12 protein-coding genes are annotated in these 13609 nt (G+C 67.8%); 1 reads left to right on the forward strand and 11 read right to left on the reverse strand.

Features of this window, described 5'->3' with window-relative positions; all coding sequences use genetic code 11:
• Window positions 1-802 precede the first annotated feature (802 nt).
• The 9 genes from AB0E14_RS33390 to AB0E14_RS33430 all read right to left on the reverse strand — a co-directional run bounded on the left by AB0E14_RS33390 (window position 803) and on the right by AB0E14_RS33430 (window position 10782).
• Window positions 803-1627: a carbohydrate ABC transporter permease gene (locus AB0E14_RS33390; RefSeq protein ID WP_362426982.1), complete on the reverse strand. Its 825-nt coding sequence runs from the start codon at window positions 1625-1627 to the stop codon at window positions 803-805.
• On the reverse strand, window positions 1624-2568 hold the full coding sequence (locus tag AB0E14_RS33395; RefSeq protein ID WP_362426985.1) for a sugar ABC transporter permease: 945 nt from the start codon (window positions 2566-2568) through the stop codon (window positions 1624-1626). Before AB0E14_RS33395 ends, AB0E14_RS33390 begins: the two co-directional genes overlap by 4 nt.
• A 5-nt stretch (window positions 2569-2573) precedes the next feature.
• Window positions 2574-3902, reverse strand: coding sequence for a sugar ABC transporter substrate-binding protein (locus AB0E14_RS33400; protein WP_362426988.1), 1329 nt, complete (start codon window positions 3900-3902; stop codon window positions 2574-2576).
• Window positions 3903-3963: 61 nt separating this feature from the next.
• Window positions 3964-5430, reverse strand: coding sequence for a hypothetical protein (locus AB0E14_RS33405; RefSeq protein ID WP_362426991.1), 1467 nt, complete (start codon window positions 5428-5430; stop codon window positions 3964-3966).
• A gap of 210 nt (window positions 5431-5640) precedes the next feature.
• Window positions 5641-6816, reverse strand: a complete 1176-nt coding sequence (locus AB0E14_RS33410) for a mandelate racemase/muconate lactonizing enzyme family protein (RefSeq protein WP_362426994.1) — start codon at window positions 6814-6816, stop codon at window positions 5641-5643.
• Between the two features lie 64 nt (window positions 6817-6880).
• Window positions 6881-8152, reverse strand: coding sequence for an MFS transporter (locus AB0E14_RS33415; protein WP_362426997.1), 1272 nt, complete (start codon window positions 8150-8152; stop codon window positions 6881-6883).
• 172 nt (window positions 8153-8324) lie between these two features.
• On the reverse strand, window positions 8325-9215 hold the full coding sequence (locus tag AB0E14_RS33420) for an SMP-30/gluconolactonase/LRE family protein (RefSeq protein ID WP_362427000.1): 891 nt from the start codon (window positions 9213-9215) through the stop codon (window positions 8325-8327).
• Entirely contained in the window at window positions 9212-10150 is a 939-nt protein-coding gene (locus tag AB0E14_RS33425) for a sugar kinase (RefSeq protein ID WP_362427003.1), read from the reverse strand. Before AB0E14_RS33425 ends, AB0E14_RS33420 begins: the two co-directional genes overlap by 4 nt.
• Window positions 10150-10782, reverse strand: coding sequence for a bifunctional 4-hydroxy-2-oxoglutarate aldolase/2-dehydro-3-deoxy-phosphogluconate aldolase (locus tag AB0E14_RS33430; protein WP_362427006.1), 633 nt, complete (start codon window positions 10780-10782; stop codon window positions 10150-10152). Before AB0E14_RS33430 ends, AB0E14_RS33425 begins: the two co-directional genes overlap by 1 nt.
• A 114-nt stretch (window positions 10783-10896) precedes the next feature.
• Between AB0E14_RS33430 and AB0E14_RS33435 the strand changes: the two genes are divergently transcribed.
• Complete coding sequence (locus tag AB0E14_RS33435; protein ID WP_362427009.1) at window positions 10897-11667, forward strand: SDR family oxidoreductase; 771 nt, start codon at window positions 10897-10899, stop codon at window positions 11665-11667.
• 74 nt (window positions 11668-11741) lie between these two features.
• Here the strand turns inward: AB0E14_RS33435 and AB0E14_RS33440 are convergent, their stop codons facing one another.
• Both AB0E14_RS33440 and AB0E14_RS33445 read right to left on the reverse strand, forming a co-directional pair.
• A complete protein-coding gene (locus tag AB0E14_RS33440) occupies window positions 11742-12410 on the reverse strand; it encodes a GntR family transcriptional regulator (protein ID WP_362427012.1) in 669 nt (222 codons plus the stop codon).
• Window positions 12411-12736: 326 nt separating this feature from the next.
• Entirely contained in the window at window positions 12737-13402 is a 666-nt protein-coding gene (locus AB0E14_RS33445; RefSeq protein ID WP_362427016.1) for a GntR family transcriptional regulator, read from the reverse strand.
• Window positions 13403-13609 lie beyond the last annotated feature (207 nt).

Below are 13609 nucleotides of genomic sequence, written 5' to 3' on the forward strand. Positions count from 1 at the left end.
GAGCCCAGCTCGTACCGGCCGCCGAGGCGACGCGGCTCTTCCATAACTGATCCAGCCCTCTCCGTCTGTCCCGACCGCACCCGTGTGTGGTCCGGTCGGCGTCATGCCAGTCCTCGGTTTGAGCCGCACGAGGTCTTCGCGCCGAGTTTCGGAGGGTTCGGGGGTGGCAGCACTCACAGTGCCCCCGGTACGCCGGCCTCGTACGGAGGTCGCATACGCCGTGGGGCCGATGCGAGCGAAGGATGTGCGCTCGATGTACTGCGAGGGCCTACGACAGGAGTGATGGTCGAGGACGAGAAGCGGTCGAGGACGCAGCGCCTGTGCTGATCGGGTCTTCTCTCGGGGTGGCTACCGTCGGTCAAGAAACCGAGCGAGTGAGTGCCTCACAGCCGGGCACGGTCTTCATGTCCCGGACGGGCGATCGCTCCCGAACCGCTTGCTCCCTGTCCTGTTCTCCTGATTCCAGTCAACGTCGGCATGGCCGCTCACAGATCAGGGACTCTCCCTAGTCGTCTGAACCTGCCCGGGGGGGCGCTGATCTTCTACGGCGCGCTGCGTTTCCCAGGAAATCTGGTATCAGATCCAGAATTGCGCGGCGCCAGCGCAGAAGGCTCTGCGGGCGCGGTCGGCGGCGGCGAGGGCGGGCCACCGATCGGCCGCCGCGTCCACAGCCGCCCGCTCGAGCCCGCGTCGCGAGGGCGATGGTCGAGGACCGCCCGTCGTTCGACGGCCCTCGGCCCCACTGGCGGCGATGTTGAGGAGGTGCCGTCCTCCTCGGGGGTGACGGCGCCGAAGCGGCTTGTCATTCCTTGACGGCACCGCCCGTCAGGCCCCGGACGAAGTAGCGCTGGAGGAGGACGAAACCGAGCACCACCGGGATCGCGGCCATGACCGAACCCGCCATGAGCAGGTCCCAGCGGGGTGCGAACTGGTTCTGGAAGCGGGCCAGTCCGACCGGAAGCGTACGCAGGAGCTCGTTGTTCGTCACGAGGGACGGCCAGGCGAACTCGCCCCAGGTCCACATGAACTTCAGCACCGCGACCGTGCCGAGCGCTGCCCAGGAACTGGGAAGCAGCACGCTGACCAGCGTACGGATCCGGCCGCAGCCGTCGAGGGCGGCTGCTTCGTCCAGCTGGATGGGCAGGGTGATGAAGTGCTGGCGTAGCAGGAAGATGCCGGTCGGGCTCGCGAGGAAGGGGATGATCAGCGCCCAGTAGGTGTCGATCCAGCCCAGGTCCCGCATCATCAGGTAGAGCGGCACGAGGATGACCTGGGTGGGAATCATCAGAGTGGCCAGCATCAGGGTGAGGACCATCTCCCGTCCGCGGAATTTGATCCGGCTCAGTCCGTAGGCGGCGAACGTGTCGAAGACGAGGTTTCCGGCGACGACCGCGGCGGCGACGAGGACCGAGTTCCCGAACCACTGCCAGAACGGGAATCGGGTGAGGACCTCGCTGTACGCATCGAGACTCACGGAGGCGGGGACGAGCCGCGCGCTCGTGCCGATGAGGTCCTCCATCGGCTGCAGTGAGGTCAGGACCATCCACAATACGGGGAGGCCCGCGAAGATGCTGATGAGGAGCAGCCACAGTGCTCGGGGAAGCCCGCTGGCGGGACGGCGTGTCATGACTCCTCCCGGGAGGTCAGCCGCATACGGATAACGGTGATCAGCAGGAGGATCACGAACAGGACGACCGAGGCTGCCGAGGCGATTCCGACGTCGGTGAGGAGCTTGGTGTAGATGAAGGTGACCACGGTGAGCGTGGAGGTGCCCGGACCGCCCTCGGTCATCACCCACACCTGGTCGAAGACCTTGAAGGAGTTGAAGAGGAGCAGCAGGAAGACGGCCGCTCCGGCGGGGCGGAGCATGGGGAGAGTGATCGAGCGGAACTGGCGCCATGGACCGGCACGATCGATCGTGGCGGCCTCGTAGAGTTCCGCCGGGATGCGCTGCAGCCCTCCGAGGAGGATCAGGGCATAGATGCCGAAATCCTTCCAGATGCTGACCAGGGCAACAGCAGGCAGGGCGAGGTCACTGTCGAAGAGCCAGCGTGCGCCGTCGACGCCGACGAGCCCGACGAGCGTGTTGATCAGACCGTGGTCCGGTTCGTAGAGCCACTTCCATATCAGGCCCGCGACGACCATGGGGATGACGGCGGGCAGGACGGTGATGGTCCGCACGAGCCGGGCGGAGGCGAGTTCACGGTTGGCGGCCATCGCGGTGGCGAGGGCCAGAACGTAGGTGCCGGCCATGGTGAGGACGGTGAACACCAGGGTGTTGAACAGGCTCTCCCGGAAGGTTCCCGGCCCCAGGATGGCGCGGTAGTTCTCAGCGCCCACGAACACCTTCGGGCCCAGCATGTTCCACCGGTCTGTGGACAGCAGCATCGACTGGATCATCGGATAGAACGTGAAGCCGAGGATCACCAGCAGGGCGGGGGCAACGGACAGCCAGCCGGCCAGAGCCCCTGAGGGCTTGCGCCGGCGGCGCCCGGTGCCGCGCGGGCGGCGGTCGCCGCCCGCGCGGTCCGAGGAGAGCTCCGCACGAAGCTCACTTGCCGTAGGCATGGTTTCTATCGCCCCGCGTCCAGTGCCTTGCCGACTTCCTCGTCGATGGAGGACAGGGCCTCGTCGACGGAGTTCTGGCCGTTGACGCCGGCGACGATCGCCGACTTCTGCTTCTCCCATCGGGTGGACCAGCCGTGACGGTCCTGGAGGACCAGGTCGGGGGTGTTGCGTTCCGTCTGCTCAAGGATCGCCGTCCAGTTGGGGTCGCCCTTGATCTTCTTGTCGTACTCCGCCTTGACTTCGGGGGTCACCTTCGCCGGGTCGTAGGGGAAGATCGCGTGGAAGTCCATGTACTGGACGCTGCGCTCGGGGGACGCGAGCCACTTCATGAAGGTGCCGGCGGCTTTGGTCTCCTGCCCGAGGGCATTGGCGACGAGGCTGTGGCCTCCGACCATCGAGCAGCCGCTCTCGGGGCCCTTGGGCATCGGCGCGACGGCCCACTTGCCCTCGGTCTTCGCACCGCCGGCCTCCACGTTGGCGATGACCGACTGATAGAAGGAGAACATCGCGACCTTGCCGTCGATGAACCCGTTGAGCGCGCTGGTGCCGACCGGAGACGTCTTGTCCTGGTAGAACGAGCGCATGTAGTCCATCGTGGCCTTGCCCGCCTCGGAGTTCTGCGTCGACTTCTTGTAGTCGGGCGAGGTGAGGTTGCCCCCCGCCTGGCAGAGGAAGCTCTCCCAGGTGGAGTTGATGGCGTTGACGTGGTCGTCCATGCCCTTGAACTGCCAGCCGCTGATCTTGCTGCCGTCGGACGCGGACTTCTGCGTGATGGCGGTGGCGGTCGCCTTCAGTTCCTCCCATGTGGCCGGAGGTTTGGTGTATCCGTACTTCTCGAGCACGTCGGTGCGGTAGAGCATGACGGTGGCGTCGAAGTACAGCGGGGCGCCGTAGACCTTGTTCTGGTACTCGTTGACCTCGATCAGGTCGTCGAACTTGGCCAGGTCTGCGCTGGTGTAGCCGACCTGGTCGAGAGAGGCGAGGCTGCCCGCCTTCAGGTAGTCGAGTTCGAGACCGTTGTTCATGAGCCACACGTCCGGTCCCTGACCGGCGGCCATGGCCTGCTTGATCTTCTCGCGACCGTCCTTCCATTCGAGCTGGGTCAGGTTGACCTTGATGTCGCTCTGGGAGGCGTTGAACTGGTCGACGAGCTGCTGGACCTTGTCGTCCTGGCCGATCCAGAACGGCATGGACCAGAACTCGATGGTGCCCTTGCCGTCGCCTTGGCTCCCGGCGGCGGCACCGCCGGAAGTAGAGGAACAGGCGGAGGCGGTGATGGCGCAGGTGGACGCAAGCGAGAGGGCTATGAGCCAACGGCGTCGGGGTCGTGCCATGGTTCTTTCTCCAAAGGATGCGCGTGGAACGGAGAGAGGCGGTGATCGTGAGCAGGAGCAGTCAGGGCGTGCGAACCCAGAACTCCACGGAGTGCGGGGGAACGGTGATCGTGAGTTGAGGACCGTTCTTGAACCCGACGTTCTGGTTGTTCGTCGCGGGGCCGTAGCGGTGGCCCTGGAACGGAGCGGCGGTCTGTGTGTCCACGGTGTAGGTGAACGACTCCGTGGCCGAGCGGTTGGTGATGGCGAAGACGGGCTTCCCAGCCGGCGTCTTCCAGGCCATGATCCGCTGGTTCTCCAGGCGGGCGGACTCGTCGACCATGTAGCGCACGGAATCCCACGGCATGTACTTCACGAAACCGGCGACGCCGTTCCAGTTCTGCGGGTTCCAGGTCCAGTGGCCGGGCGCCAGATCCGGGAAGCGGGAGAAGTCGGTGTCGGACGGCGGTCGCCAGAAGCCGAGTGAGTATCCCGGAGCTTCAGCGTTGGCGATCGGCTTCAGCGCGTGCAGCCAGAACCAGGTTGGAGCGTCCTGAAACACCATCCAGTTCATGATCGACTGGGCGGTGTTGATCGTCCGCCAGTCCGAGGTCTCGTTGTCCAGGTATTCGAACTCGTTGTTGAAGACGGGCTTCCCGGCGGCCCCAGAGGTGTACTCGTCCGGGGTCTGGTGCATCTTGCTGTCCGCGCCGATGTGGTGGTACGTCCAGGCGTCCACGTAGGAAAGGGCGGTGGAGTCCGCCTTGAGCGCCTGGCCGATCGCACCGTTCCAGCCGTCCTGGCTGTCGGCTGTGATCATCACGTCGGGATACTTGGCGCGGATCCGCGACGCCGTGGCCTTGAACGTCGCGAGGTATTCGGACGGCGAGTAGACGCAGGACGAGTACTTGGTGCTATAGCGGGGCTCGTTCTGCAGGCCCCACATGGAGATGGGGACACCGCCGGCGGTGAGGTAGTCGAGGTCGGCGACGAGGGCGTCACCGAACTGACCGAGGAATGTCGCGTCGAACTGCTTCAGCTTGCCGCCGATGTAGGAGTCGTTCGATTTCCAGCCCGGGGCCGGCGACCAGTATTCGACCGAGGTGCCCTCGATCCCGGCCTGCCGGATCATGTCGGCGAGCTGTGCGGTCTGGCCCGGGTAGCGGCCTCGCATGAGTTTCCGGGTGGGGTCGAGACCGCGGTAGTACAGGCCCATGGCGAGGCGGCAGTAGCGGAAACCCCGGTCGGTCCGGCCAGCCTTGAGCATCTCGTTGTAGAAGCGCGTGCGCTCGGAGTCGGTCAGGTCGTACGGCACGCCGTTGATCTCGTCGGGCAGTCCGTTGTTATTGGACCCGATCGAGTCGGACTGGATCTCGAAACCAAGGCCGAGGATCGTCTGCTGACGCGCCTTGTCGAAACGGATCACATAGCTGCCGGAGGTGGCGGCTGTGGCGGTCGAGAAGTTGACGAGCGGTGAGAACGCGGTGGCGACACCGGCGACGGCGGCACCGCGCAGGAGCGACCTGCGGCTGGGGCTGTGAGAGGACACTGTGGCATCTCCTTCGATGGCAGAGCGTTACGATCCGGCCAGGGGGAAGTCCGGACTCGATCGACAGGGGCCGGGCAGTGATCGAGAGATGGGGGAACTGGGCTGAAGGCCCTGCTGAGGACGGACCGTGATCCGCACCTCGCAGAGGTGGGAGCACGGTGGGTGCTCGCGGGGGGCGGACCGTCCCGGGCCACCCCGCGCCGATGGTGGCTAGAAGCGGGCGACGACGTAGCGGTCGACGATGTCCCAGTCCACCTCGGCGCCCAGACCCGGACCCTGAGGGACGGTCAGGGCACCGTCCCTGAACTCGGGAGGATTCCTGAGGATTCGCTCGCGGATCGGGTTGGGCAGGCGGTTGTACTCGTACGTTCGCAGGTTGGGCGTCGCCGCGCAGAGCTGGAGGGCCGCGCACAGGCTCACGCCCGACCCGACACCGTGGGGAGCGATGTCGATATGGAAGGCGGAGGCGAGGGCGGCGAGACGCGTGGCTTCGGTGAAGCCCCCGCAGCGGGCGACGTTCGGCATGAAGACGTCTATGGCTCCGTGCAGGAGGGAGTCGCGCAGGTCGAAGCGGGTGAAGTGCGTCTCGCCGTTGACGACGGTGAGACCCGTGCGACGGCGCAGCTCTGCGAGGTTGGCGAGGTCGTCGACCTGGAGCGGTTCCTCGTACCAGGAGATGCCGAGGTCGCGCAGAACGCGTCCGACGCGGGTGGCCTGGTCGAGGTCGTAGGCGCAGTTGACATCGGTGAGGATGTCGATGTCTCCGCCGACGGCCTCACGTACGGCGGTGAGATGGGCCCGGTCTGTCCGCTCACCGCGGCCTATCTTGACCTTGAGGGCCTTGAAACCGTCCGCGACAAAGCCGAGGGCCTGCCGGGCCGATTCGGCCGGGTCGGTGTGCAGCGCGACCGGGCTGGCGTAGCAGTCGATCCGCTCGCGGATCGGGCCGCCGAGGAGTCGGTGCACAGGGGCACCTGCGAGCTTCCCCCGCAGGTCCCACAGGGCGAGGTCGATGCCGGCCAGCGCCTCCAGGTAGAAGCCCCGGTTGTGGCCACCGGCCGCCTGCCCCTGGTAGAGGCGCTCCCACACAGCGGTGGTGGCGGTGGCATCCTGGCCGATGAGGAGAGGAGCGAGGACGTTGGTCACGACGGTCGCCGTGACCTGGGGGGACGGCAACCCGTAGCACTCACCTATGCCGACCGTGCCGTCCTCGGCGTGGACCTTGACGAGGGTGGCGTACTGGCCGCGGCGGGGCAGGACGAGGTGACTGGAGGCGGGGTAGCGCAGCCAGTCCGGGACATCCTCCGGGGAGTCATAGAGGTCGTCGAAGCTGGCTGAGAGGGCCAGCGCCTCGATCTTGGCGATGCGCGCGGGGTGCGAGGGCATGGGGTGCTTCTCCAGTGGATCGTGCCGTCGGGCGAGTTGCCGCCGGGCGGCGGTCGGGTCCCGGTCAGTCGCGGGCGGTCTCGCGACCGGTGAAGACCGCGATGAACGTGAGAGTGCAGCCGAGGAGGACGTACAAGGCGACCGGGGTGATGGTGCCGCTGGCGGCGAAGAGGGCGGTGCCGATGAAGGGCGCCGTGCCGCCGAAGATCGCGCCGCCGATCTCCCGGCCCGTGCTGACACCGCTGAAACGGACCTTGGCATCGAACTGCTCCGCGACCAGGGCGGCCTGGGGACCGAAGACCATGTCCTTGCAGACGGGCATGGCGATCACGTAGGCAAGGAAGATCAGCGGAGTACTGCGGCTCTCCAGCAGCTGGAAGAAGGGGAAGGCGAAGGCGGCGGTGGCGACGAGTCCTATGCCGACCATCCTCCGTCGGCCGATCCGGTCCGAGACGTATCCCCACAGCGGGATGGCTCCGATCTCCAGCGTCGCGGCGAGGGCGATGGACCAGAGCAGCGTCGATTTGGGGATGCCGAGCTCACTGGTCGCGTAGGCGAGAGTGAATGCCTGGATCAGGTAGCCCCACACGAAGCCGGAGACCGTGATGCCCATGGTCCGGACGACGGCGCCGGGTTGGGTGCGGAGCGTGTGCAGCAGAGGGAAGCGGGCCTTCTCGCCCTGCTGGTCGATCTCCGCGAAGACTGGTGTCTCCTCTATGCCACGGCGGGCCCAGACGCCGAACACGACCAGGGCGAAGCTGAGGAGGAAGGGGACGCGCCAGCCCCACAGGAGGAACGTGTCGTCAGGCAACAGGGAGACGAGACCGAAGACGGCGCTGGCGAGGACGAAACCGGCTCCGGTACCCATGGCAGGGATGGCGCCGTACAGACCGCGGCGTCCGGGCGGGGCGTTCTCCACCGTGAGCAGTGTCGCGCCGGCGAACTCGCCGCCCACCGCGATGCCCTGGGCGACCCGTAGCACGATCAGCAGGATCGGCGCCCAGACGCCGATCGTCGCATGGGTGGGCAGTATGCCCACCAGGGCGGTGGCCAGGCCCATGACGAACATGGTGACCAGGAGGACGTACTTGCGCCCTATCCGGTCGCCGATGTGGCCGAACACGATCCCACCGATCGGGCGGGCGGCGAAGCCCACCGCGAAGGTGGCGAAGGAAGCAAGGGTCGCACCGGTCGAGGAGGACCCGAAGAAGAGAGGGCCGAAGACCAGGGCGGAGGCGAGGCCGTAGAGGTTGAAGTCGTACCACTCCATCACGGTGCCGACGGTGCTGGCGACCATCGTGCGGCGCTGGTTCGGGGACTTCGGGTGCAGGCTCATCGCCGGGCTTTCTGAGACCGAGGAAACGCTCATGGGACGCACACCACCTGGGGGGAACCGGACCGTAGGAGCACAGCCAGTGCCATGAAGGTATTCCGTATACGAAATAACGTCTAGGGGATGTGGCGGAAAAGTTTCGCGCGGGTTGCCTTCGGTCAGTGCGCGGCCGGGGTCACCCGTCGGCTATGAGCCTGAACGGACGCACGGGAGGTGCGGTGACACCGGTCCCGGCGGCGAGCACGGCCCCGTCCAAAGGTCCCGGCCGGTCGAGCCGATGCGTAGCCGTGGTGGCGAACATCAAGCCCCCGCCGAAGGCGACGCTGCTCGTGTGGGGTGTCGGGAGGTGCACCGTACGCAGGCGACGGCCGTCCGGCGCGAGGCACAGGATCCGCCCGGTCCCCCACAGCGCCACCCAGAGGTTCTGGTCGTCGTCGACCGCCATACCGTCGGGACGTCCTGCCTCCGGCGGGAACGAGGCGAAGCGCGCCGGTTCACCGAGAGCACCGGACGCGGGATCCACCGGGTGGCGCGTGATGATGCCGCGCGCGCTGTCGGCGATGTACATGAGGCACCCGTCCGCCGTGAAGACCGGCCCGTTGGGCACGGTGAGGCCGTCGAGCACCTCGTGGACCGTGCCGTCGGGATCGACCCGGTAGAGAGAGCCGGCACCCAGCGCGGCGCCGACCTCCATGCTGCCCGCCCAGAAGCGGCCGGCACGGTCACACCCCCCGTCATTCATCCGCATGGCCCGGTCCGGCCGGTCCGCGGGACGCGCCAGCCAGTCGAGACCGCCACGGGCGTCGGCCAGAGCGATGCCCATGCCCGCCGCGACGATCCATCGCCCCGACGAAGCCCCCGAGGTGGGCGCCACTGCCCCCAACGGCATGTTGAGCCTCAGCAGCAACTCAGGGCTACCCCCTCCCACCCCACGCACCCGATACAGGTCTCCACGGAGCAGGTCCACGAAGAGGAGACTTCCGCTCATCCACCGGGCACCCTCGGCGAGGCGATGCCGCGTCGACGTGTAAGCGCGCCACGTGGGAGCGATCTCCTCCGCGGTCATCGGATCGCGCTTCCTGGCACGGCTTTGAGCAGGTCGAGCTCCTGCCGTACGGGCAGGCCCTCCCAGTCCCCCGTCGAGGCCACCGCGAACGCTCCGGTGATCACCGCGCGTTCCAGTCGACCCGCCACGGTGAGGCCGTCGAGGTGCCCCGACAGGTATCCGGCGACGAAAGCGTCTCCCGCCCCGATGGTGTCCCTGACCGTCACGGCCACCGCGGGACTCGCCAAGGACCCCGACGGATCGAACACCTCGGCACCGTCGGCGCCCCGCTTGACGACCACCTCGCGGACGCCGCTCTCCAGCAGGGCCTCGACCTGATCGGCCTCCGTCCTCGCGCCAGGGGGCGCGGCGAGAGCGAGTTCGTCGTCAGACGCCACGAGGATGTCGACGGACCGCATGAGCGGGCGCAGTACGGCCGCTGCGGCTTCCCTCGACCACAACTTCGCGCGGTAGTTCACGTCAAGGGAGACGGTCGTCCCCCCGGCCGCCGTCTCAAGGGCTCGGTGGACGGCGCCGAGTGGTCCGGTTCCCAGCGCAGCGGTGACACCGGTCATATGGAGTACTCGGGCGCCCTCCGTCAAGGCCGGCACCACATGGTCACGGTCCAGACGCGAACCCGCGGAACCCGTCCGGTAGTACGAGACACGCGTGAGGTCCGCGATCCGCGGCTCGAAGATCACAAGGCCGGTGGCGCCCTCGACCTCGATCGCCCGGCTCACGTCGACACCCTCGGCGCGCAGAGTGCGGAGTACCAGGGCGCCGAACTCGTCGTCCCCCGTGCAACCCACCCAACGCGCCTGGTGGCCGAGCCGCGCGAGCCCGATCGCCACGTTCGCCTCGGCGCCCGCCACGGACATCCGCAGCGCCCCGCCGATTCTGATGGGCTGGTCCGCCCGGAGAGCGACCATGGCTTCCCCGAATGTCAGCACGTCCATCACGATGCCTCCTCTGCGAGCGCCCGGAAGACGGACACGCGGTCGGACAGCCCCGTCGGGTCACCGTCGGCGGCCCGTCCGACGAGCGGGCTCCCGACACCGACCGCGAGTGCCCCGGCGGCCAGGAAGTCTCGAGCCGTGACGGCGTCGACGCCTCCCACGGGCACGAACGGCACGTCGGGGAAGGGCGCGCGGAGCGCGCGCAGCAGCTCCACGCCGCCCTGCCCGGCAGGGAAGAGCTTCACCGCTGTGGCCCCTTCGCGAAGAGCGCCGACGACCTCCGTGGGAGTGAGCGCGCCGGCCAACACGGGCAGGCCGAGAGCACGGGACGCCGCCACGGCTTCGGTGACTCCAGGCGTGACGACGTACCTCGCGCCCGCTTCCGCAGCGAGCCGGGCGTCGTCCGCGGTCAGCACGGTCCCCGCGCCGAGCAGAGCTTCGGGGCCGAGGGCCGCGCGGGCCTTCGCTATGACCTCCAGCGCGTCGGCGCCGCTGAGCGAGACCTCGACGAGATCGATTCCGGACCGTACGAGGGTGAGGACCGTGTCGAGGGCCGCTTCGGGGTTTCCCCCGCGCACGATGGCGATGAGCCGCCGTGAGGCGAGGGCGGTGATGAGGTCGAGGGGTAGCACGGTTGCCTCCCGGGCCCATTGAGGAAGTTTAGTAGATCGTATACGGTATCTGCACATCTTCAACTGCCGTCGGCGGCAGTCCGTTCCGCTGGTTCGACCTGTGAGGTGCACCGCATGGCCCGTACCGCTTTGATCACCGGAGCAGCCGGGGGGATCGGCCGCGCGGTCGCCACCCGATTCGTCGCCGACGGATACCGGGTTGTCGGTGTCGATGTCGTCGACCCCGGCCTTCCCGGAGTGACCTACGCGCGGGCCGACGTGACCGTGGCGGCTCAGGTGGCTGAGGCCGTTCGCTCGGCGCTCTCCGGAGGCGACACACTGGACGTGCTCGTGACGTGCGCAGGTGTGACGGAGGGCAAGCCCCTGCACCGGGCGACGGAACGGGAATGGGACGACGTACTCCGGGCAAACCTCGGTTCCGTGTTCCTGTGCGTCCGGGAAGTCCTGCCGCACATGATCGCGGCAAGGGCAGGCACCGTCGTGACGGTGGGATCGGTCCTCCACCGAACCGCCGCTCCGGGGCTGCCTGCCTATGCCGCCGCCAAGGGGGCGATCGCCGCGCTCAGCCGTCAACTCACCGTCGACTACGGCCAGTACGGGATCTCCTTCGTCACAGTCTCGCCGGGTTGGGTGCGCACGCCTGCTACCGAGTCGAGGCTCGACGGCACTGCGGACCTCGACCGGCTGAGCCAGAGCAACCCGCTCCGACTGTTGGGCACGCCTGAACACATTGCCGGAACGGTGGCGTTCGCCGCCTCCCCGGACGCTGCGCTGCTCAACGGCTCCGAACTGGTTCTTGATGCCGGAGCTTCGGTCGTCAGCCCGGCCAGCCTGCTGCGCGACGCCCACCGCGAGCGGATGGGGCTGCCCCCCCTCGGAATCTGAGGGGATCCCGTACGTCGAACGCGCCAAACGCAGCAGCTGGTGCGCTCCTGACTTCTTCCGACCGCCGGCGGAGACTACTCTGCCGCGACCGCCTCGTACTCGGACTGCGGGGCCGCGTGGGCTCGGGCAGCCCTGACGGCGGCCGCCTCGTCCCCGCTGCGGAGCGCACCCACGATGGCGTCGTGCTCCTCCACCACAGCCCGCCAGTTCGCCTCGTCCATCGGCGCCGTGATGCGGTAACGGCGGATCGTCAGCACCAGTTGCCCGGTCAGCTCGGCGAGAATCCGGTAACCGCTAGCCGCCGCGAGGGCGTGGTGGAAGCGCGTGTTCAGCTCGGGAAGGGCCCCGATGGCCCTGTCCGCGAGTGCCGCCCGCATGGCCACCTGGATCCGCTCCAGTTCGATCAGCAGGCCGGGGTCCACGTTCTTCGAGGCGAGCCGGCAGACCAGGCCCTCGATCGCTTCCCGCGCCAGGGACACGCCGCGCATCTCGTGGAGGTCCACCTCGGCCACGGTGACACCCGAATGCACACGGGAGACCACCAGGCCTTCTGACTCCAGGCGCTTCACGGCCTCGCGGACCGGGATCTTGCTCACCCCGTAATTGCGGGCCAGCTCGTCCATATTGATGCGCGCTCCCGGGGCGAGGTCACCGCGTGCGATGGCGGTACGCAGACTCTCGTGGACGAGGTCCGCCTTGCTCTTCACAGCAGGAATGCGACCCGACCAGCGCGTTCCGTTCATTCGTCTATCGTATGCGATATCTCTTCGCCGCCCAAGCGAGTCGCATGGCCGGGCTTGGCTCCGCGCACGGCGCGACGGGCTCGAGAATGACCCTGTGACCTCGTGGCTTCGTGCACCACATCGGCGCTGTGGAGACGAGAACACGACGGATCATCCGGCCGGCTGGCGTCGGACGGTAGGCGAGGGGCTCCTCGACGGCGCGCCAAACGGGGTTGGAGCGACGACCACTCCCGGTCGGGCACCCCAAGGATGGTCTTCAGGGAAGCAGGACCCGTCTCCCGCCGAGCTCTGCGTTCTCGGAACGTCGTCGAAGGATGCGGAGACGGTCAGCCCTCGGCGACCTCGTAGCGGGCCTGGGCCGTTGTGTGGGCGCGGGCGGCTTCGGTGGCCGCAGCCGGATCGCGCCTCCGCAGGGCATCGACGATGGCGTCGTGTTCGTCGATGACGGAACGCCAGCTGGTCGTGCTCACCGGTGCGGTGAGGCGGTACCGGCGAACCGTGAGCAGCAGCTGCTCGGTGAGATCGCCCAGGATCCGGTAGCCGGTCGCCTCGGCCAGCGCCCGGTGGAAGGAGGTGTTCAGTTCGGCCAGCAGTTCCATGGCACCCCGGTCGAGTGCCTTGCGCATGGCGTCCTGCGTCTTCTCCAGGTCCGCGACCAGCTCGTCGTCCGCGTGCTCCGCCGCCAGGCCCGCGACGAGAGTCTCGATCGCTTCCCGCGCCAGGAACACGCCGCGCATCTCGTGGAGGTCCACCTCCGCGACAGTGACGCCTGCGTGCACCTTGGAGACGAGGAGGCCTTCAGACTCCAGCCGCTTGACCGCCTCACGGATAGGGATCTTGCTCACGCCGAATTCCCGCGAGAGCTCGTCCATGTTGAGCTTGACCCCGGGGCGTAGCGTCCCCTTCGCTATCGCCGAGTGGAGGTTCTCGTAGACAAGGTCCGCCTTCGTCTTCACTGCCGGCAATCGCCCCGCCCAACCCTGATCCGCCATTCGTTCATCGTATGCGATATCTGGTCCGGCTCGATAGTGGGACGCGGTCGAGCGTCGTCGAGGCAGGCACGAAGGTCGGTTTCGGGCTTTTCGCGCGTTTCGCTGTGACGGCAGGAGAATCTTCAGGGAGAGCGGGGACGAGATGGGGTCACGCGGCAGTCAGCGCCGTGGCCTCCGTCATCCTGGCTCGTGCTGGCTCTGGGAGGT

This window comes from Streptomyces sp. NPDC047981 (genome assembly GCF_040653315.1).
Taxonomy (GTDB): Bacteria; Actinomycetota; Actinomycetes; order Streptomycetales; family Streptomycetaceae; genus Streptomyces.